The organism is uncultured Fibrobacter sp. (assembly GCF_947166265.1).
In the GTDB taxonomy this organism is placed as follows: domain Bacteria; phylum Fibrobacterota; class Fibrobacteria; order Fibrobacterales; family Fibrobacteraceae; genus Fibrobacter.
In genome coordinates this window covers 88744-109316 of the sequence record NZ_CAMVDO010000007.1, presented here as the reverse complement: position 1 = coordinate 109316, position 20573 = coordinate 88744, and the positions used below count along the sequence as shown (strand labels likewise).

21 protein-coding genes and 1 other RNA gene are annotated in these 20573 nt (G+C 48.7%); 13 read left to right on the top strand and 9 right to left on the bottom strand.

The genetic code is table 11. From position 1 onward, the window contains the following. Positions 1-50: 50 nt before the first annotated feature. Both ffs and Q0W37_RS05665 read left to right on the top strand, forming a co-directional pair. Positions 51-147, top strand: an RNA gene (gene ffs / locus Q0W37_RS05670) — signal recognition particle sRNA small type. A 65-nt stretch (positions 148-212) separates the two neighbouring features. Further along, on the top strand, positions 213-830 hold the full coding sequence (locus tag Q0W37_RS05665) for a histidine phosphatase family protein (protein ID WP_297699601.1): 618 nt from the start codon (positions 213-215) through the stop codon (positions 828-830). Positions 831-842: 12 nt separating this feature from the next. Here the strand turns inward: Q0W37_RS05665 and Q0W37_RS05660 are convergent, their stop codons facing one another. From Q0W37_RS05660 to radC, 9 genes are all read right to left on the bottom strand, one after another. Further along, positions 843-1886, bottom strand: a complete 1044-nt coding sequence (locus Q0W37_RS05660) for a DUF5683 domain-containing protein (protein WP_297699600.1) — start codon at positions 1884-1886, stop codon at positions 843-845. Between the two features lie 12 nt (positions 1887-1898). Beyond that, positions 1899-2780: a YicC/YloC family endoribonuclease gene (locus tag Q0W37_RS05655; RefSeq protein WP_297699598.1), complete on the bottom strand. Its 882-nt coding sequence runs from the start codon at positions 2778-2780 to the stop codon at positions 1899-1901. Positions 2781-2909: 129 nt separating this feature from the next. Next, complete coding sequence (locus Q0W37_RS05650; protein ID WP_297699596.1) at positions 2910-4712, bottom strand: homoserine O-acetyltransferase; 1803 nt, start codon at positions 4710-4712, stop codon at positions 2910-2912. 75 nt (positions 4713-4787) lie between these two features. Beyond that, a complete protein-coding gene (locus Q0W37_RS05645; protein WP_297699594.1) occupies positions 4788-6512 on the bottom strand; it encodes a GGDEF domain-containing protein in 1725 nt (574 codons plus the stop codon). Between the two features lies 1 nt (position 6513). Beyond that, complete coding sequence (locus tag Q0W37_RS05640; RefSeq protein WP_173352966.1) at positions 6514-6999, bottom strand: dihydrofolate reductase; 486 nt, start codon at positions 6997-6999, stop codon at positions 6514-6516. Between the two features lie 35 nt (positions 7000-7034). Next, positions 7035-7847 carry a thymidylate synthase gene (locus Q0W37_RS05635; protein ID WP_297699591.1) on the bottom strand — a complete coding sequence of 271 codons (813 nt, stop codon included), beginning with the start codon at positions 7845-7847 and terminating at the stop codon, positions 7035-7037. Between the two features lie 117 nt (positions 7848-7964). After that, complete coding sequence (locus Q0W37_RS05630) at positions 7965-8219, bottom strand: hypothetical protein (RefSeq protein ID WP_297699589.1); 255 nt, start codon at positions 8217-8219, stop codon at positions 7965-7967. Positions 8220-8302: 83 nt separating this feature from the next. Further along, on the bottom strand, positions 8303-10963 hold the full coding sequence (locus Q0W37_RS05625) for an OmpA family protein (RefSeq protein ID WP_297699587.1): 2661 nt from the start codon (positions 10961-10963) through the stop codon (positions 8303-8305). A gap of 164 nt (positions 10964-11127) precedes the next feature. After that, the gene (gene radC / locus Q0W37_RS05620; protein WP_297699586.1) at positions 11128-11868 is read right to left on the bottom strand and encodes a DNA repair protein RadC; all 741 of its coding nucleotides are present in this window, start codon (positions 11866-11868) and stop codon (positions 11128-11130) included. A 470-nt stretch (positions 11869-12338) separates the two neighbouring features. On the opposite strand from radC, the gene ilvB reads away from it, so the two are divergent. The 11 genes from ilvB (at position 12339) to Q0W37_RS05565 (ending at position 20565) form a co-directional block, all read left to right on the top strand. Further along, positions 12339-14057, top strand: a complete 1719-nt coding sequence (gene ilvB, locus Q0W37_RS05615; protein ID WP_297699584.1) for a biosynthetic-type acetolactate synthase large subunit — start codon at positions 12339-12341, stop codon at positions 14055-14057. Between the two features lie 11 nt (positions 14058-14068). Beyond that, positions 14069-14566 carry an acetolactate synthase small subunit gene (ilvN, locus tag Q0W37_RS05610; RefSeq protein WP_072799415.1) on the top strand — a complete coding sequence of 166 codons (498 nt, stop codon included), beginning with the start codon at positions 14069-14071 and terminating at the stop codon, positions 14564-14566. A gap of 179 nt (positions 14567-14745) precedes the next feature. After that, a complete protein-coding gene (locus Q0W37_RS05605) occupies positions 14746-15351 on the top strand; it encodes a hypothetical protein (protein ID WP_297699582.1) in 606 nt (201 codons plus the stop codon). Beyond that, complete coding sequence (locus Q0W37_RS05600; RefSeq protein WP_297699580.1) at positions 15348-16442, top strand: radical SAM protein; 1095 nt, start codon at positions 15348-15350, stop codon at positions 16440-16442. Before Q0W37_RS05605 ends, Q0W37_RS05600 begins: the two co-directional genes overlap by 4 nt. A 57-nt stretch (positions 16443-16499) precedes the next feature. Next, positions 16500-16841, top strand: a complete 342-nt coding sequence (locus tag Q0W37_RS05595; protein ID WP_297699578.1) for a hypothetical protein — start codon at positions 16500-16502, stop codon at positions 16839-16841. A gap of 473 nt (positions 16842-17314) precedes the next feature. Then, positions 17315-17983: an amidohydrolase family protein gene (locus tag Q0W37_RS05590; RefSeq protein ID WP_297699576.1), complete on the top strand. Its 669-nt coding sequence runs from the start codon at positions 17315-17317 to the stop codon at positions 17981-17983. A gap of 2 nt (positions 17984-17985) precedes the next feature. Continuing rightward, positions 17986-18162, top strand: coding sequence for a hypothetical protein (locus tag Q0W37_RS05585; RefSeq protein WP_295057054.1), 177 nt, complete (start codon positions 17986-17988; stop codon positions 18160-18162). An 83-nt stretch (positions 18163-18245) separates the two neighbouring features. Continuing rightward, positions 18246-18368: a hypothetical protein gene (locus Q0W37_RS05580; protein WP_295057052.1), complete on the top strand. Its 123-nt coding sequence runs from the start codon at positions 18246-18248 to the stop codon at positions 18366-18368. Between the two features lie 77 nt (positions 18369-18445). Then, complete coding sequence (locus tag Q0W37_RS05575; RefSeq protein WP_295057050.1) at positions 18446-18745, top strand: hypothetical protein; 300 nt, start codon at positions 18446-18448, stop codon at positions 18743-18745. 12 nt (positions 18746-18757) lie between these two features. Continuing rightward, positions 18758-19111: a hypothetical protein gene (locus Q0W37_RS05570; protein ID WP_297699573.1), complete on the top strand. Its 354-nt coding sequence runs from the start codon at positions 18758-18760 to the stop codon at positions 19109-19111. A gap of 2 nt (positions 19112-19113) precedes the next feature. Further along, on the top strand, positions 19114-20565 hold the full coding sequence (locus Q0W37_RS05565) for a radical SAM protein (protein WP_297699571.1): 1452 nt from the start codon (positions 19114-19116) through the stop codon (positions 20563-20565). Positions 20566-20573 lie beyond the last annotated feature (8 nt).

The window sequence follows — 20573 nt, the reverse complement described above, 5'->3', positions numbered from 1 at the left end:
TAATGTTTTTTTATTTGACAAATATCACGAATTTTTTCTATATTTAGAAGTCCTAGGCCCTGCGCAATGACTATTTGCGGGCAACTCGCCAGGGCGAAAGCAGCAACGGACTTGTGAATTTTTATGTGCTCAGGTCGCCTAGGATTTTTTTGCAACCCCCAAGGTTGCTTTTTTAATTTGGATCCTTCGCAAGCTCAGGATGACACAACAAGATGATACTTTGGACAATCCGCCACACAAAGCCCTACAATCCAAACGATGTCTGCTACGGCAGGCTTGATTTTGATGTATCCCCCACATTTGAAGGTGAAAGTGACGGCGCTCTTGAAGCATTGGTCAATGCAGGAGCAAAACCGACGCGGATGTTTACAAGTCCACTCCTCCGTTGCCTAAGACTAGCAGAAAAAGCCGAAAAAGTGACCGGGCTTTCTATGGAAAAGCGCGACGAGATTATCGAGATGAACTTTGGTTCCTGGGAAGGTCAAAAGCTTACGGTCGTCCCACGAGAGGAAATGCAAGCCTGGATGCGAGACCTGCGCGGCTACCGATTCAAAGATGGAGAAAGTTTCCACGATATTGACCGACGTGTTCAGTCCCTGCTGGACACGCTCGATGACAATGGCGAATTTTTATGGATTACGCATGCCGGCGTGATTGCAGCCCTCCAGCACTTTGCCTGTGGACTCCCCGACAACCAGTTCGTGGAAGGGGCGTTCAGCTATGCCATGGTGACGCGCTTTGAATTTTCTAGGGATGCCGACGGACACTTCCATGGGACGTTCAAAAAAATCCACGATGGAATTCCGATGCCGCCCTTAAAGATTGGATAAAATCAAACCTTATTAAAAATCAAATGACATTAAAGCCTGTACGCCACCTTCAAGCCGCGGAAGTACAGCCAAATGCATCGGGCTATCAAAATCGCTCAATAACGCATCGACAGCGGCATCGCCAATGGAATAAAGATATATCAGGGCAAGCGCCCATATATATTGGTTACGGTTCTTGCGGTAATACGTCACACGTTCTACAACACGTTCGTATTCTTCGGAAGTTTCACTTTCCTTTTCCACAAAGTGCTTACGGTCCAAATAGTATTCCACCATATTCTGCGAAGTCCAGATACTGGTCGACGCACCGATGATGGCCATGTACAAAAGGCCCATCTTTCCGAATTCACGGTTGTACATCTGCCCAAATCCGGGGATAATGGACCACAGCAGGGCCGTTTTCATACTTCTAAGTTCGGTGCTTCGATAATTGTTGTTGTACCAGATTCCAAACGCATCGAAAAAGCTGTATAGGTAAAGGCCGTACATCCAGGCAATTTCAGCTTTTCGCAGGTCCTCTTGTTCCATTTTCTTGTCGCTCTTTTCGTGAACGCGGCCCACAAATTCAGCACGTTTTTCGTGATAGAACTGAAGACTGTCACGGTCAGAGGCATGGTCAATCAGCATCTTGGTGTAGTAAGAAACGGAATCCTGGAAAGGTTCCGCCTGTTCCTTGACACGACGGTTCTGGTAGCTCTTGTTCGAAGTTACCTCGTAAAGCAGCAATAGTTCAATCGCCGAAATGAATCCGCCACGGACATAGTGTTCCGTGTAAATCTGACCACCGCCAGGGAAAATGGCAAACAGCATTGTAAGCGGTAAAGAATTGCGTTCCGTAGGAATGTCCCATTCGTTCACCGTAAGCGTATCGATTGCAACAATGCCCGTCTTTCCCTTCTGCAGAGGATCTGCAGGAACAATAGAATCCTGCGTAGCATCGGACTTGTTTGCCGCCCCCGTTTCAACAGCGGTGGTAACCAAGGAATTTTGCGCATCTTCGGCATAGGCGGTCATCGAGAATACCGCCGAAATTAAGAATGCCAGAAAGATGCGCATCGACATGAATACTTATGCGATGTTAAGACTCTGTTCGCGGATGCATTCGACCTCGTTCTTGAGTTCGATAGCAAGAGCGGCAATATCTGCGCTTTGGCACTTGGTACCGAGCGTATTCGCCTCGCGGCCCATTTCCTGCAGAATGAAACCGAGGTTCTTACCCTGCGCACCGCCTTCTTTGAGGGCGTTCAGGAAAAGCTTGTTATGGCTGCGGAAACGCGTAATCTCTTCGTGGATGTCGAGCTTGTCGGCCATGATGCAGGCTTCTTGCAACAGGCGGACTTCGTCGATTTCAGAATCCTTCAAGAGCACATTGATGCGTTCCTTGAACTTGTCTTTCCAGACCTCGATTCGTTGCGGATCAAGAACTTCGATCTTGTCGAGGACGTTATTCAGATGGTTGACGCGAATTTCGAGATCGGCAGCAAGATTCGCTCCTTCCTTGGCTCGCATCTCGTTCACCTGGTCAAGCGCCTTGTCGAGTTCGGCAGCAAGATGTTTTTCAAGAGCCTCGGAATCGGCGTCGGCATCGGTGAATTGCAAGACTTCAGGAAGAGCAAGAATATGCTCCAAGGAAATCACTCCTGCGACATGATACTTGAGCTGCATGGCATGCGTAATTTCGACAAACTTTTCGATGGCCGCTTCATTGTAAGAAACGGGGATGTTGCCGCCGGTGCCTGCACCAAGCGTAATGCTAAAGATCACCGAACCGCGAACCAGCTTTTCCTTGATTTGATTCTTGAAACTGTTTTCGAGGTAGGCCAAGTTCTTCGGCAACTTGCACGAGATATCCAGGAAACGGTTGTTCACGCTGCGGACTTCAATCACGCAGCTTGCACCCTGGTACATTGATTCACTCTTCCCAAAACCCGTCATCGATAAGATTGCCATATTCATTCCTTTACATTCTACTAGAGATCGCCACGTCGCTACGCTCCTCGCGATGACGTCGCAACTACTTTTTGCTCACCTATATGACCGTTCGCTCTTTCATCGCACACTCTCGCAATCGTCGCAGCTTCATGCTTGCGACTTTTTGCTCACCATAGCTATCACGTGTTCAGCACCAAAGGTCGTGAGGCCGATGGCCGTCAGGATCTTGCTGAACTTGTGTTCGTTCTGGTAATGAATGGTTTCGACTTTCAAGCCTTCCTTTTCACAAAGAGTATAGAAATCTTTGAGCGTGAGCACGCGGATGTTCGGCGTGTCATACCATTCATAAGGCAGTTCCTTGGACTTCGGCATGCGTCCACGCAGCATCAGGCTTCCACGGGTTGTCCAGTGACCGAAATTCGGGAAGGTCACAATGGCTCGCTTGGCCACACGCAAGAGTTCGTTCAACAACGCCACCGGGTCACGAATCTCTTGAATGGTGCGGTTGATAATGGCATAGTCGAAACTTCCATCCTTAAAGTCACGGACGCCACTTTCGTCGAGGTCACGCTGAATCACGGGGACATCGTTTTCAAGGCAGTCCATGATGCTCTTGAAGTTACGTTCGATTCCGAGCACTTCGACATGCTTTTTCTTGTTCAGGTAATCGAGCAGTTCGCCGTTACCGCAGCCGAGGTCGAGCACCTTGCTGTTTTCTTTGACAAGGCTTCCGATGTAGTCGAAGTCTTCGGTATCGTGGAACACCGGCATCACCTGCGTATCAGTCGCTGTCGGAATAATCTTGGAATCCAGGAAACGGCCCACGGCCTTTCCGAGGTCGCCGACTTCGATGAGGAATCCATCGTGACCGAACTGCGTATCGAGTTCAAGGCTCGTCACCGTTTTACCCGCATTCAAAAGTGCACTTGTAATTCGGCGCGATTCATGCGGCGGGAAAAGCCAGTCAGTACTCAGGTTCACATTCAGGAATTCAGCCTTCACTCCCTTGAATGCATTTTCCAGGGAACCGTATTCCGTTTCAAGATCAAAGCTGTCGGTGGCATGCGCAATATGCAGGTAGCTGTTCGCATCAAAACGGTCTACGAACTTCGCGCCCTGGTAACGCAGGTAACTTTCAAGCGGAAGATCCAAGTCAAACGGAGTGCTGTAAGTCACCGCATGACTTCTGCTTTCCTGGTCCTGCGCACGCTTGAACTTCTGTTCCATACCCACGGCGCTGAGGTAAGTAATGTGCGCCAACTTGCGGGCATTCGAAAGACCGACATCCGGATGGGCGGACTCGTAGTAGTCTCCCCCATTATAATTCGGGTCTTGCGTGATGATGTCACGGGCGACAATTTCAAAGCCGAGCGCCTGACTGCTGAAGCGAGGCGAACTTGCTATCACGACACAGCGACGAACAAGGTCTGGATAATAAATGGCCCACTTCATGGCCTGGAAACCACCCATCGAACCACCGATGACACAGCAGAGCTGATCAATGCCGAGCCCCTTGGCGAGTTCTCGCTGGGCATTCACCATATCGCCGATGGTGATTGTCGGGAAAGTACTACCGTAGGGTTTGCCTGTCCGCGGATTGATGCTTGCGGGGCCAGTCGTTCCCTTGCAGCCACCGAGAATGTTGCTGCATACGACAAAAAACTTGTCCGTATCGACCGGTTTACCAGGACCAATCAAGGCATCCCACCAGCCGGGTTTACGATCTTCAACGGTATAATAGCCGGCCACATGTGCATCGGCCGTCAAGGGGGAACAAACCCAGATGACATTGTTGCGTTCGGCGTTCAAGGTGCCGTACGTCTCATAGCGTATTTCAAGAGCCGGAAGGGTCTTGCCGCTTTCCAGCTTGAAGCCCTGTTCGCCATAATCTTTTGTAAAAGTCTGGGGAACAACGGGACCAACGCTATTTTTATGCAAAAAATCACTCATACGCATAAATTTAGAAAAAATTATGCGAAATGAGATAGGTTTAATCTATAGTTAGCTAAAGTTCAAAACGAATCGCTATTTGCGAACAAGGTTCGACTTCATCGAAGCCTTCATCGCGTACATGCGTTCATCCGCCAAATGGTAGACTTTTTCAGCATCGATTCTATTTTCTTCGGATTCGTTAAAATCGTCTTTAAGCAGTTCATGCCTGTAAGCAATACCGTAAGCGGCTTCCAGAGGAACCGGCAAGCCCAAGCTGCGTGTTTTCTGGAGTTCCGCCATCTTGGCAAGCGAAGCATCCACTTCGGAAACATGCTCGCTCCGGACAATCGCCAAAAATTCGTCACCACCGACGCGAATCGCGGTTCCAATTCCAGCAAAAGCGTCCTTGAGCACAATCGCAAAAGTTTTAATAAGCGCATCTCCGGCATTGTGTCCGTGGTTATCATTAGCAAGCTTAAGTCCATTCAGGTCGATACTGACGATTGCATAATCGCTATAGCCCTTGTCGAGCACTTCAAATATCTGCTGACACTTGGCTCGGTTATAAAGCCCAGTCAAGGCATCCTTATAGGCCATCACCGCAAGGGCGCCCTTTTCGGCGCGGTCTTCCAAAATAAAGAACAGATATACCAAGTAGCTCTGAACTAGAAGCAATACAAAAATGAGCGTACCAAAAGGAATCAGCGTAGTTTCAAGAATAGGCGAATCCACCGAAATAAATCGGTCTAAATTGAAACGAACCACATCCAAAACTACCGCTACAACGAAAACGACAACACCACGGGCCAGAATCCTTTCCGAACGGTTCATCTTCCTATTATAGAAGAATCCTCCGAAAATAAAGAAAGCAAAACAAAGCAGGGCGCTCGCATGGAAACCCAGAAGCGTATTCGGATAAAAAACAATTCCCTTTAAATGAAGAGTCAATGTTGTAAGCAAGAAAATGATTTCGTAGGCAATCAAGCCTATAAAGCAATTCCTTTTCCAGCGGGAAAGTTGCCCGCGATGCATATCCCAAAGCATCAGCGTAAATGGAAGCGGCGCAAAATAAAGACAGAAGTATTCCAGAGTCGTATTGACAAAGAAATTAAACGAAACAATCTGTATCAGTTTCGTATAGCACAACGTCCATGTACCAAGCAAAAACGACAGAAGACCTATCATCAGCAGGCGGAAATTGTTGATGCTGAAAAAATGAGTCGCAAGGCTAATCAGCATCGCAAGGACGCCGAACAGCACCAAGAAAATTCCCACCATCAAGGCAAATATGTGACGTGCCGAATAGTCACTTAACGCATACTCAATCGGTAAAACTTCAACACCGGCAACCGTCAACTTGCGACCATCAACCAACTCCGTCAGGACAATCCTAAGATGCTTATTTGCACCAGGCTCCAGATACACATAATGGTACCCGCTCCCTACAAAATAGGTGCCCGTCTGCTCCACTCCATAAGAGTAAATCTTATGACCATCCTCATAAACCGAAACGAGACAATGATATGTTCGGAAACGAAGTAAGGTGTGCTTTGAAGTTTCTCCGAGGAAATCGCCTTCAAATACAAGCGAATCAAACGAAGCAAGATTCTTGGGGTACGTATAGTCGATCAAATTTTCGACCGAAGAGGTTTCACCTTTGTATGTAATGGACCAGCCCTTATCGAGCCGCACCATATCAGAGGCAACACCATTGGAGCGAAGCTGCAGCAGAAAAACAACAAACAGGAACAAAAGCCCAACGACAAGTAAGGTCGTTACAGCTCCATGTTGCCGATGTTTATTTCTCTGTTCAGCCAAACTAACGCTCCCATACCTCGAAAATCGTCGGATAATCGTTCTTTTCGTCGGCGTCAAATTTTTCTTCGCTCACCTTATGCCAGCCGTCGCCCCATTCGGGGAACAGCACGTCACCTTCGACATCGGCGAGGACTCGCGTCACATAAAGTTTCTGCACCAGAGGCATCGCCTCGCGGTAGACCGCCGCGCCGCCAATGATAAAGCATTCCGTCTCGTGGGCGGCGCGGGCAGATTCAATCGCCTGCGAAAGATTGCCACACACGATGCAGCCCGGAGCCTCGAACGCCGCATTGCGCGTCAGCACGTAATTGGTGCGGTTCGGGAGTGGCCGTCCGATATCGTCATAATTCTTACGGCCAAGCACAATCGAATGCCCCGTCGTAATCGCCTTGAATCGCTTGAGATCGGCGGACAGGTGCCACGGCAAGTGTCCGTCACGCCCGATGACGTTGTTCTGAGAAATTGCGACTATTGCAGAAATCAACATAAGACACTCCGAATTCTGAATTCCGAAATTCGAACTTAAACCGCAATGGGAGCCTTGATGGTCGGCCACGGATCGTAATCGACGAGTTCAAAGTCCTCGAACTTGAATTCAAAAAGGTCCTTAATTTCCGGATTCAACTTCATGGTCGGGAGCTTACGAGGCGTACGGGTCAATTGTTCGCGGGCCTGTTCAAAGTGGTTCGAGTAAAGGTGCGTATCCCCCAGAGTATGGATGAATTCACCCGGTTCGTAATCACAAACTTGAGCAAGCATCAAGGTCAAGAGAGCATAAGAGGCTATGTTGAACGGCACCCCGAGGAAAGTATCGGCACTGCGCTGGTACAGTTGGCAGCTGAGCTTACGCTTACCCGAAACCCCTACACCACCCACGTAGAACTGGAACAGGCAGTGACACGGCGGCAAAGCCATCTTGTCGACTTCAGCCACATTCCAGGCGCACACCAGGTGACGGCGCGAATCCGGGTTATTCTTGAGACTGTTCACCAGATTCTTGATCTGATCGATGTGTCCACCATCGGGAGTCGGCCAGCTACGCCACTGATGGCCGTAGACCGGCCCCAGGTCGCCATTTTCATCGGCCCATTCATCCCAGATAGTCACCTTGTTATCGTGAAGATACTTGATGTTCGTATCGCCCTTCAAAAACCACAGCAGTTCATGGATAATCGAGCGAAGGTGAAGTTTTTTTGTCGTCAGGCAAGGGAAACCCTTGGAAAGGTCGTAGCGACATTGGCGTCCAAAAACGGAGCGCGTTCCCGTACCAGTACGGTCGGAGCGGTCTACGCCATTGTCCAAAATATCTTTGAGCAGGTCTAGGTATTGTTGCATGTTTCTAATTTAATAAAAAAAGTAGGAAGTAGGAAGTTGGAAGTAGGAAGTTTACAGTGACTAGTCGTTGAAGGGTCTTAATTGCGGCGAAGTCGCCTAACCATCCCTGTCTACTGCCTACTGTTTACTGTCTACTTCTTCAAATATCTCCACGCGCTTGTACTGTTTCACCTTCTTGTCTTCGGTAACGGCATTCTGCACCAGATACTTGTTCAGCGCCTGCAGAATCAGATCCTGCGTATGTTTCGGGACAGGCTTCTTGCCGAGGCGAGCCTTCTGCACCATCTTATGGTTCAGGTTTACAGGAAGCATCTCCACGAGATCGTGATTCGATGCATTAAGGGATTGAAGAATTTCGTCGAGTTTAGTCATAGTTACATCCACCTGTGTCAGTCTTTAAATTAGAAAAAGTCCCCAGCAGTACGCCGGGGACTTTATTCAAAGGTTAGCGAAGATTACTGAACCAAGTTGCTTTCGCACTGGGTACCGTCGTTATCCGGCGTTACGAAGTGCATTTCGATACGGCGGTTCATTTCGCGGCCTTCGGCGGTGCTGTTGTCATCCACCGGGCAGCTGGAACCCATACCGATAGCCTTGATGCGATCCTTCTTGACGCCCGCCTTGGTGAGCACCTTCATCACTTCCTTGGCGCGGTTTTCGGAAAGCTTCTGGTTGGACTTTTCCTTACCCACGTTGTCGGTGTGACCCTGGATCACAATCTTCAGATCCTTGTAGCTGTCGTCGTTCACGAGCTTCTTGGCCACATTCTGGAGGATCTTCTTGGCGTTCGATTCAAGCGTTGCCTTACCGCTCTTGAAGGTCACGCCATCGAGCTTTTCGACAGCCTTCTTCGGGCAGCCATGGCCGTCGTCACCCGGTTCATCCGGGCAGCGGTCGATACCGGTACAAACGCTTTCGAATTCCTTCTGGAGCTTCTTCGTGGACACCCATTCAGAGCAGACGCCGTCCTTATCCGGGTCCGGATCATCGTCAATCGGGCAGCCCTTGTTCCATTCAGGACCGGCTTCGAGTTCGCAACGGTCGTAGCCGTGGCACATATCCTTGAACTGTTCAAGGGCCTTTTCCTTCGTGACCCACGGAGAGCAGAGGGAGTCGCCATCCGGGTCCGGGCTTTCCTTCGGGCAACCCTGGGCAAACGCTTCGCCGGCTTCGGTCGGGCACTTGTCAACGCCCTGGCAGATTCCATCGTACTGTTCGAGCATATTCTTCTCGGTCACCCACGGATCGCAGAAGCCATCCTGGTCGGTATCCGGATTGCCGAGCGGGCAACCTTCGTTGTTCATCGGGCCAAATTCGGTCGGGCACTTGTCGATACCCTTACAAGACTTGTCGATGAACCATTCCTTCGCCATCGCTTCGTCTTCAGCTGCCTTTTCGAAGTAGAAGCCCATCTTCTTTTCGGTCACCCACGGATCGCAAAGGCCGTCATTATCGGCATCCGGATCATCCCAGGCGCAACCCTTGTTGGCTGCAGAACCGGCTTCACCCGGACACATGTCGTAACCCTTACAGATATCGGCGAATTCATTCATCACGCCTTCGTCAGTTACCCACGGAGAGCAAAGACCGTCGTTATCCGGGTCCGGCTGCTTGGTCGGGCAACCATTGAAGTTCGGAGAGCCAGCCTGAGACGGGCATTCATCGATGCCATCGCAAACATCCTTGAACTTCTTGAGCATCTTCTTCTGAGAAACCCACGGATCGCAGACGCCGTCCTTATCCGGGTCGGGGTCATCGAGCGGGCAACCGTCATCACCTTCACCTGCTTCGTTCGGGCACTGGTCGATGCCTTCGCAAACTTCGGAGAATTCAGATTCGAAACCCTTTTCAGCAACCCAGGAATCGCAGACACCGTCTTCGTCGGCATCAGGATTGCCAAGCGGACATCCCTGGTTCAAACGATGTCCGACATCGTCCGGGCATTTATCTTCGTCATCGGTCACACCATCACCGTCACGGTCCTGAGCAAGCAAAAAGCCGCTCCAGGTCAGACCGCCATAAACCGTGTACTGCGGGTTCACGCGGATGCGGTCGGCAAAGACAGCCTGCTTTGCGGTACCGTCGTTCGTACGGTCGGCATTCTGAAGAACAGGCACATTGCTCAAGAACTTCTTTCCACCCAGGTAGTAAGAAGCACCCAAATGGATATCGACACCCACCGGCAGATGGAAGACGAGAGCGCCGGTCAGCTGCTTCATGTCGAGCTTGCCATCACCGTTGGCAAAGCAATATTCGGCACCGTTTTCATCCGTGCCACACTTTTCGAAGTCGTTCATCTGAATATCCCAGTAATATTCAACGAACAACGACATGAAGTCCATGAAGTAAACTTCGGCAGCGGCACTCATGAACGGGAGCGACATGTATTCGGAATTAGTCGTATAGCGGTAACCACCGTTCAAGTGCAGAAGGAACGGGAAACCTTCACCGCCATCCATCTTGCTCAGGTCCATCGTCAAGGCAAGACCGCCCTTCAGGGTCGTATTCTTGGTACCGAAAGGCATTGCAGCACCGGTCTTCTTGTTGATGTATTCCGGTTCACGAATCCAAAGGCCCTGCTTGGTCGCATTCGCCGTTCCGGCAGCGACACCACCGAACACGGCCACATCCATCACCTGATCTTCGGGAAGCGGGAAACGGATCTTCAAGTCGGCCTTGAGGTTACCGATATAGCCCATCTTGGTGGCGGGAATTTCACCCCTACCATTCAGGTCGTCGGCATTAAGCTGGTCATAATAAACCGGCAACGTAACGCCCAAGTCAAAATAATGCCAAATGCCGATGGCAAAGCCGATATAAGCGCTTCCAGCAACGAAGTCTGCAACACTGGCATTCTTGATGCCTTCATTCTGGTAATCAAGTTCTGTCAAGGCGTAGCCACCCGGTTCGCCTTCGACACCTTCTTTGTTCGGGAACATGTCGTTACCGAAGGTTCCATCGCCCAAAAGAGTAAACACTAGCTTGGAGTGGCCAAGGGATTGAGCAGACTGCGTCTTGTTCACACCCACGAAGCCTTCCTTGTTGATAGTCTGGGGATGCCCAGCAAAGGCGGATGTCGCCAAAGCAAGGGCTAAACCCATCGCTACTTTTCTCATAGAATCTCCTTATATTGGGAAGCCTACCAAACAAAGCAACCCGATTCAACTACCCTAAATATAACTTTTTAATAGAAAAAACAACTTTTGTAAGATTAAAATGTGTCCAAAAAGTAATGAGTAATCAACAACGAATGCCTAAAATGGCGATTTTTTACCGTTTTTTACTCATTTGCGGTACAAAAAGTCCCTTCAAAATATTCTGGATACACGCGACAAAGACTCGTATGGCCGCATTTACCTATAATAATATGGTCGAGAACATGAATCTGCAAAATACGAGCCGAGGCGCAAAGAACCCTTGTCACACTAATATCGTCGTCGCTCGGCGTAGTCGAGCCTGACGGATGGTTATGCGCGAAAATAACGGAAACGGCACGGTCTTCGATTGCCTTTACAAAAGCCTCGCGCGGATGAATAGGCGTCTTGTTCACCAGTCCCTTCGTCAGTTCGTGGACATGCAAAACGTTATTGGCGGCATTGAGCGTCACCAATACAAAATGCTCCTGTTCGGCATACTTCATAAACGAAAGCCGGGATACGACTTCTTCGGGAGAAAGTACCGTCAGGGACTTATTGCTCAAAATATAACGCCCCGAAAGTTCAAGACAGGCAAGCACCTGGGTCGCCTTGACACGGCCCAGCCCCCGAATACCGCGAAGCTGCTGGAGAGTCGGAACCTGCGTTTCCTTCGACAAGAAATCTGCCAAATGCCTAGAAAGTTCAAAGACATCGCAGTCCTGGCACCCACTTCCGAGAATAAGAGCCAAGAGTTCTTCGTTAGTCATGGCAGATGCCCCTAGCCGCTCTATTTTTTCACGGGGAAGCAAAGCCCTCGTTTCAGGAGAAGAGGCGATATCATTTTGACTGGTAGCCTGAAGGACAGGAACAAATTGGTTATACATATATACAGAGTCCTTTTTTAAAGTGTCTATTCTTTATATACGTAAGTTTTGAAAAAAATGAGAAAAACGAGGTAGTAAGTAGTAGACACTAAGAAATGGTTAGTGGTGAGGGGGCTGGTTACAGGTATCAGGGGACAGGGCATTAGCAGTCATCCTGGAGCGCAGCGACGGGATCCAGGTAGAAAAGCTATGATGGATCGCGCAACGCAAGTTTTAGTTTGTCCAAAATCTATTTTTTAGACAATTTCTCTAAAAAAGCACAAGATTTCAATGTAGAAACGAGTTTCAAAAAAGAAATTTCAACAAAAACAGAGTCTTTTTAAGCAAAAGCCAACATAAAATCCAATTATTTATTCAAAATTTCAAGAATTTTTCATTTTTTAAGTTCGAATCTCTTGCCACTAAGGGGTGTTCGTTCTATATTTCCCGCATATTTTTAAAATATCAACCAAAATTAAACAGGAAAATATATGGCAAATTCTCCATTAAGTGGCGCAGAGGTGATTATCGAATGCCTCAAGCGCGAAGGAATTGATACCATTTTCGGTTATCCCGGTGGATCGGCCATCCCGATGTTCGACGCCATTCTGGATTCTAATATTAAAGTAGTGTTGACCCGCCACGAACAGGGTGCCACCCACATGGCTGACGGCTACGCTCGCCAGACCGGCAAGGTCGGCGTCGCCCTCGTGACTTCTGGTCCGGGCGCAACCAACACCTTTACCGGTATCTACACCGCCCTTATGGATTCTAGCCCGATCGTGGTTCTTGCCGCCCAGACGACTACCCCGAACTTGGGTAAGGACGCCTTCCAGGAATGCGACACCAGCGGTATGACTTTTGCTGCCGTGAAGCATTCTTACTTGGTGAAGGATTCCAACGATCTTCCGCGTATCATGAAGGAAGCTTTCCACATCGCACGCAGCGGCCGTCCGGGCCCCGTGCTCATTGACTTGCCGAAGGATGTGACTGCAGGCCCCTGCACCGCTCCGTTCACCGACAAGATGGACCTTCCGGGTTACAAGATTCCGACCCACGCCACTGCAGAAAGCGTGGAGAAAGCCGCTGAATACCTGAAGAAGTCCAAAAAGCCGCTCCTGCTCGTGGGCCACGGCGCCATGATTTCTGGTGCAGCCCGTCAGGTGAAGGAACTCGCCGAAAAGCTGAACGCCCCGGTGGCATGCACCCTGCTCGGCCTCGGCACCTTCCCGACCGATCATGAACTTTCACTCGGCATGCTCGGCATGCACGGCACCGTGTACGCCAACAAGGCCGTGCTTGACTGCGACCTGATCCTTTCTATCGGTAGCCGCTGGGACGACCGCATTACCGGTAAGCTTGAAGTGTTCTGTAAGGACGCCATCAAGATGCACATCGACATCGACCCCGCCGAAGAAGGCAAGGTGTTGCAGCCGGATGTGTTCATGTGCGGTGACGCCAAGCTCGTTCTGGAACAGCTCATTCCGCTCGTGGGTAAGCTTGACTCCGCCGAATGGGTGAAGACCTGCCTCTCCTGGAAGAAGCGCTTCCCGCTGACCTACCCGAAGCAGGGCGGTCTCCGTATGCAGCATGTGATCCAGACGGTGAGCGACCTCACGCAGGGCAAGGCTATTGTCACGACCGACGTGGGCCAGCACCAGATGTGGGTGGCACAGTTCTTCCACACCAACTATCCGCGCCAGCTCCACTCCAGTGGCGGTGCAGGAACCATGGGCTTTGGCCTTCCATCATGCATTGGTGCCGCATTCGGCAATACCACCGGTTGGCCCGTGATTACCTTCTGCGGTGACGGCGGTTTCCAGATGACCGAAGCTGAACTTGCAACGGCCGCTATTCACAAGCTCCCCATCAAGATTTTCGTGATGGACAACAAGTACCTGGGCATGGTGCGCCAGTGGCAGGACATGTTCTACGACAAGCGTTACAGCTGCGTGGACATGAAGGGCAACCCCGACTTCGTGAAGCTCGCTGAAGCCTACGGCATCCTGGGGCTGCGCATCAAGCGCAGCGCCGACGCCGAACGTGTGATTCAGAAGGCTCTTGAATACAACGAAGGCCCGGTGCTCATCCACTGCGAATGCGAAAAGGAAGACAACGTGTTCCCGATGATTCCGGCCGGTGCTCCGATTACGAGCATGATTACCGAACAGCCGAAGACTCAACTTGAAAAGCCCACGGGATCGACCTAAGGAGAAAAGCCATGTTAAAGGATAAAGCACATTCTATTAGTTTGTTGGTTGCAAACCGCCCGGGCGTGCTCGTGCGCATCGCCCTCGTGTTCTCCCGCCGTGGTTACAACATCGATTCCCTGGTGGTCTCCCCCACGCTCGACCCGAACTTTAGCCGCATGAACATCATCGCTCACGGCAATCCCGAGATCTTGATGCAGATTATCAAGCAGCTCGAAAAGCTCGTGGACGTGGTGCAGGCCAAGGACCATACCGATACCGACGCCGTCGAAAAGGAACTCGCACTTATCAAGGTGCGTTGCACTCCGGACCAGCGTACCGAAATTCTGCAGCTTTGCGACCACTTCCACGCCAATACCGTGGACATGACCGCAACTTCGATGATTATCCAGATCACCGGAAACAGCCAGAAGGTTGACACGCTCAAGAGCCTGTTGCAGAAGTTCGAAATCGTCGAATATATTCGCACGGGTAAGGTTATCATGTTGCGTGGTGAAGAACAGACGTAGCGGAAAAAAAAGACCGCTCGATTTTATCACCGTTCGGCTCTCACGCCAAGATTTCAGGAAATCCGCTCCGAAAGGGCGGATTTTCTTGTATCTGGTCACAGGTTTTCGCAGATTGGATTTTCTTGTAGAAATCGGGAGCCAGTTTATATATATTTTAACCAGAAAGGAGGAGTTCTGCCATGAAAATCGAGAAGAAAATCGTCAAAAACAGCGCGAAGCTAAGCATTGCCGCCAAAAGCGCCATTGCAGCCTCGTTCGGTATTGCTGCAGTCGCATTGACAGCTTGCGAAGAAAGCGCCACCGCCGCGTCCCCCGCTCAGAATCCTGAAACTGGGGCTCCCGAAAACGAAACTCCGAGCAGTTCAAGCGTTGTCGATATTCCCCTGAGCCACGAGGCTCTTAGCAGTTCGGCCGTTGAAGCGCTGTCGTCTGCAGCAGAACCTTTGAGCAGTTCATCGTTTGAAGAACCGTATCCACCCCCTGAAGCGGGTACCATCGCCGCACCCACCGACGAAGACATTTACGGTCCGAACTCCAGTTCTTCTTCCGAAGCGGAAGCACAAAGCAGCTCCGCTGAAGAACCGGTACCGCTCGCAGGCGATCCCATTGTAGAAGAAAGCTCTTCAAGCGAAGCAGAACAGCCCTCCAGTTCGTCCGTCGATATACATGAAGTATGCCCGGACAACGACCCGTGGTGCATCCAGGTTCACATGTGTAACAACGAAGACGGTTGCATGGCCGCAAGCATGGTTTCCACTTACGAACGCAGCGACATCGCCGGATGAACTTAGTTCTATGCCTTACGGAACAGTGCAACTTGCGCTGTTCCTATTGTTATTACAAGGACACGCAATCCGCACGCCATAACGTGATGGATGACAAAACGCTCGAGCAGGCGATTCGCGTGGGGCTAGAGCGCAGCCTGTTTTTCAAGCAGACTTATTTGAACATTACCTTTTTCGGTGGCGAACCCTTGCTGCGCAAAGACTCCATTTTTAAGGGCGTAAACATCGCCAAAGCTTTCGTTGCTGAGGCCATAGACAAGGGCGAAGCGCCAAGCAACTTCAAGCTCAACTTTGCCGTCAACACCAACGGCACGCTCTTTGACGATTCTTTTTTTGAATTTTGCGAACGCGAGCATTTTCGCATTTACCTTTCACTCGATGGCCCGGAGTACCACCACGACATTGCTCGCCGTACCGTAAATGGCTGCGGAAGTTTCAAGGAAATCGAAAAGAACATTCCGCGATTCGTAAAGCAAGGCGCAGTCGCCCTAAGCACCGTGACGCGAGCCCACATAGAAACGCTTGCCGACAGCGTCAAGTGGCTGCATGAGCAGGGATTCAGGAGCCTTACCACAAGCGTCGACTTTGACGGCAAGTGGACCGGCGAAGATTTTGACAGGCTCGCCCTACAATACCAGAAGATGGCCTTGTACTGGAAGGAGTGTCGCGAAAAAGGTGACAAGATGTTCCTCGGCACGATTCAAGACAAAATAAAGTTATACCTTGCGAATTTACGGTATAGGCAATATTCCTGCCATGTATACAACGGAGCCATTGGCGTCGCTACCAATGGCAATATGTTCCCGTGCACCAGGTTCATTACCTCGAACGAGAACCCGCCTTACTTACAAGGTAACGTCTTTACCGGATTCAACGAAGACGCCTGCAAACAAATTAGACAGTTCCTGGACAACGACAAAAAAGAATGCGAAGGCTGCGACATACGCTACCGCTGTTGCGCACACGAATGCGCCTGCACTTCTTTTTACAGCACAGGAACGATTGAGGGCGTATCACCTGAAGTCTGCACGCACGAACGCATGCTCGCAGAAATTTGTGATTCTGTTATGATAAATAACAGAATCACTTGACTACTGCGGCTCGCAAATGCCCGCGCAAGCGCGGTCGCCCGCTCGCCTTGGCAGTCAATGCGACAATTTAATGATAAAAAGTTTGGATTAGAAACCAAGGACAGCTTCGGAAATTTCGTTGGCTTCGTCGGAATAAAGGTCCCGCAGGATTCGCAGTTCGCCCTGTTGCAAGAACGCGCAAAATTGAGTAAATTTACGGCAGACTTTCTTGTAAGTGAGGCTATGAAGATGAGCGACCGTGAATACGAACTCTATGTAGAAAAAAAACATGCTCGTGCAAAAGGTCGTGCGGAGGGTCATGCGGAAGGCGTTGTGGAAGGTCGTCAGCAGATGGCCGACTTCCTCCGTGCAAAGGGAATTTCCGAAGAAATCATCTCAGAAGCCCTAGCACAGAAATAGCACACCTTAAAGGGAAAATTTCTCAAGAAACCTGCAGGCGGTCGAAAGGCCGCCTTGTTTTTAACAAGATGTAAAATTACTTTCACAAATTTTCCATTGTTGCGACAGTTTTTGTCTCATTTTCGAACCGAGTACACGCAACCAAAAGGAATCACAATTTTTAAAACCAACAGTATACATATCGGGGCTTCTGTACTATTTTTTGCAAAATTCTTTTTTTTCATTCCACTTTCTCCGAAAATGAATTACATTTGTTTACATGAAAGTATTTGGTAACATGGAAACATTATTCAATGCGGCTGCCGACCTCAGGGAGCCGTTAAACCTGTTACCCCCCCCCCCGTGTAAATTCTAGTTTACAAAATAAGGTTGCTAGCGAAAACGCCACCATCGGCCTGTTCGATGTGCATGTGCACATGGGGCAGTATTTCGACGACTACTATACGCCCCCACGAATCCTGCGAACATTGAGGTTGGCTGGGATTACCCATTTTGCGTATTCTAGCACATCGAACGTGGTGACGGATGATCCGGCTTTTATGCGGGAGGAACGCGATGCCATGCATGAGTTGTCCGAAGGAAGGGCTGTTCCGTTCTTGTGGGTGACTCATTCCATGTTGAGAAAGTCGCGCGACTTGTCGCTGTATCTTGATGATAAAATCAAGGGGTTGAAAGTTCACGGAGTTTCTGAAAAGTGGAAACTAGATGGTAAATCGCTTGCACGAGTTTTTGATGTCGCAAACGAACGCAACCTGGCGCTTATGCTTCATACAGGTGAGAAAGACGAGTGCTTTGCCGGAATGTATGAACCGGTTATCAAGAAGCATCCCAAGGTCAAGGTCATTTTGGCTCATGGTCGTCCACTAAACCAGACGATTGATGTCTTGCGACATTGCCCAAATGCTTTTGTTGATACAGCCTTTATGCCACACGAACATTTGCAGATTCTTATCCAAAACGGATTTGCGGATAGGATTCTGTTTGGAACGGATACTCCGATTCCGGGGCGGAATATCAAGAGCTCATTACCAAGATACTTGCGGAACCGCATTACGATGAGCGAGAAAATCACTGATGGTGCATGGTGTAGCGTGTCGTGGTCGAACGCACAAAAGTTTTTCAACAATACAACAAGGAGTTAAACATGAAACACTGGTTTCATTTCTGCATTGACCACGTTCCAGGATATGCGCTTGACTGCATTGAAATGGGCGGCCTAAACCGGACTGCAGCTGAAAAAATATTGCGGTCAAAATATCCAAATATCAAATACATCAATTACTTCGGTTGGGGAGATACTCCACCATCTTGGTATAAGTAGGATTATGAAAAATGTGCCAGCAAGGCTCCAGTTGGTGCATTCAACAAAACGGAGCAAAAAACATAAACCTCATGAGGTATATTATGAAGAAGTACACAAAGCCGCAGCTCGTGGCAAAGAACAATCCGACTGGTAGCTTCGCTGCTGGTTGCCCGACCAAAGATCGCAACGGAAAGGGCTGTTCGACCTGCGAATTGAGTCGCTAATAGAAATAACAATGGTGATTGCGGTGTAATAGCCGCAGTTACCGTTTTTTTGAATTTGTAATAAAGGATTTGAACGAATGTCTATTAATTTTCAAGATGTTGATGTGATGAAGGCACTGATTGCTCCTGAAAGTTATTTTCAGAATTTTGTGATAGCGATATATCAGAGAATTGAATTAACAACAGACGAATCATGGGTTTCTCCCAATGAGATGTTGCAACAGATTAAAGGTAAAGATAAAACTTTGTATGATTTGATTGAAGACTACTTTATTCTGCACAAGGCTTGGTATGCTGATTTTAATAATGATCAAAAGCAATCGCAAGCAACAAGTAAGTTGAAAGAAATTAAAGAATACATGAAAACCTATTACTAGGAGAATAAAATAATGGAAATCGCTTCCTTTGTTATCGGAATATGTTCTCTCGTATTATCAATCATCGCCATTGTTATAACAATTTGGATTGCACGAACAACTGTTAAAATACAATTTTTACAAGCATGTTTTATAGAGTGCATGGAAGTAGGAAGAATAAGCAATGGAAAACTAGACAATTATGAAGAACGTAGGGATGCTCTTTTGGACAAAATTTACGTTTTAGGGGATGATTTTAAACAACTTGTAGACGAATACAGGACAAAGGAACAAGGTACTGATATAGATACAGATGTTATTTTGAAAAAAATAGACAAATTGTTCAACAGCAAACTTCAAGCGTACAAAAAATACATCAAGGTCTGATCATGCCTTACTACCGTCTTTCACGCGATTCATTTGTCCGTTCTATCGGAGAATTTGGCTATATCTATAGCCAACTCACGAAACATGACCGCACTTACACTGATTCCGGTCGTATTTTCTTGAATACGCTTACCCGTGAGCCGCAAAGCCTTGATTCTCTTGTATCCAAAGCTTGTTCCCAATTTGATGGGGCAACTCCGCAGGATATTCAAGATGATTTCAAGGAAATTATGGATTCCTTGGTGGCAGATAGTTACCTAGTTTCTGGTAAGACTGCAGAAGAATGTGCTTCTAAGGATACCTACTTCAGTTACGCTGAAAATCCTAAGACGTCGTTTACCTATAACGCTATGCAGAACCCCGATGATAACAAAAAATATAGGGATTCTCAAGAATATCTGTTTGACGAATACTTAAAGAAACCTGCCATTCATGATTGTCAGATTGAGGTAAACAACCATTGTAATGAACGGTGCATCCATTGCTACATTCCCCACGAACTCAAGAATGACCGTATGCCATACGAGTTGTTGGCAAACGTGATGGAACAGCTCCATGAAGCGGGTACCCTGGATTTGACACTTTCAGGTGGAGAATTTTTCTGTCATCCGGATGCTGAAAGAATTTTGCGTAGGGCCCGTGAATTGGATTTTTCGGTAACCATATTGTCCAATATTACATTGCTGACTCCGCATATGATAGATGTGTTAAAAGAGATTAATCCTGGACTTGTGCAAACATCCTTGTACAGTGTTTATCCCGAAGAACATGACCACATTACGCAGCTTAAGGGGAGTTGTGAAAAGACAAAGGCTTCTATCGAAGCTTTGATTGCTGCGAATATTCCTGTGCAAATCAGTTGCCCAGTGATGCATACTAATTTCAAATCTTATAAGAAGGTTTTGGAATATGCTCATGAGCGTAATTGCAAGGCTCAAACAGACTTTGTGATGATGGCTCGTTTTGATTTTTCCTCGGACAATCTTACTGAACGCCTGACCATAGCTGAAACGGAAGAATTGTTGAAGGATATAGTCAAGTTTGACCAGGATTACATTAAGCGTGTTAAGGAAACTCCTGTTCCGCAGCCGTCCCGTGAAGAATGGGGAAAACAAGCTTTTTGTGGTGTTGGCCTTGATAAGATGTGTATCGCGGCAAACGGAATTGTTTATCCGTGTAGCGGTTGGCAGGGAATGCCTTGCGGCAATGTCCGTGAACAACCGATTAAGGACATCTGGGAAAAGTCTCCGCAACTGAATAAGTTACGCAAATTGACAAAGTCTGCAATCCCGCAGTGCTACGATTGTGAAGATCGTCAGTATTGTTCGCCATGCCTTGTCCGCAATTTTAACGAAAGTGGCGGAGACTACACCAAGGTGGCAAAGCATTTCTGTGCCGCATCGCACATGAACCGTGTTGTGGTCGAGGAAGCAAAGGCGAAAACGAAATTGTAAAAAACAAA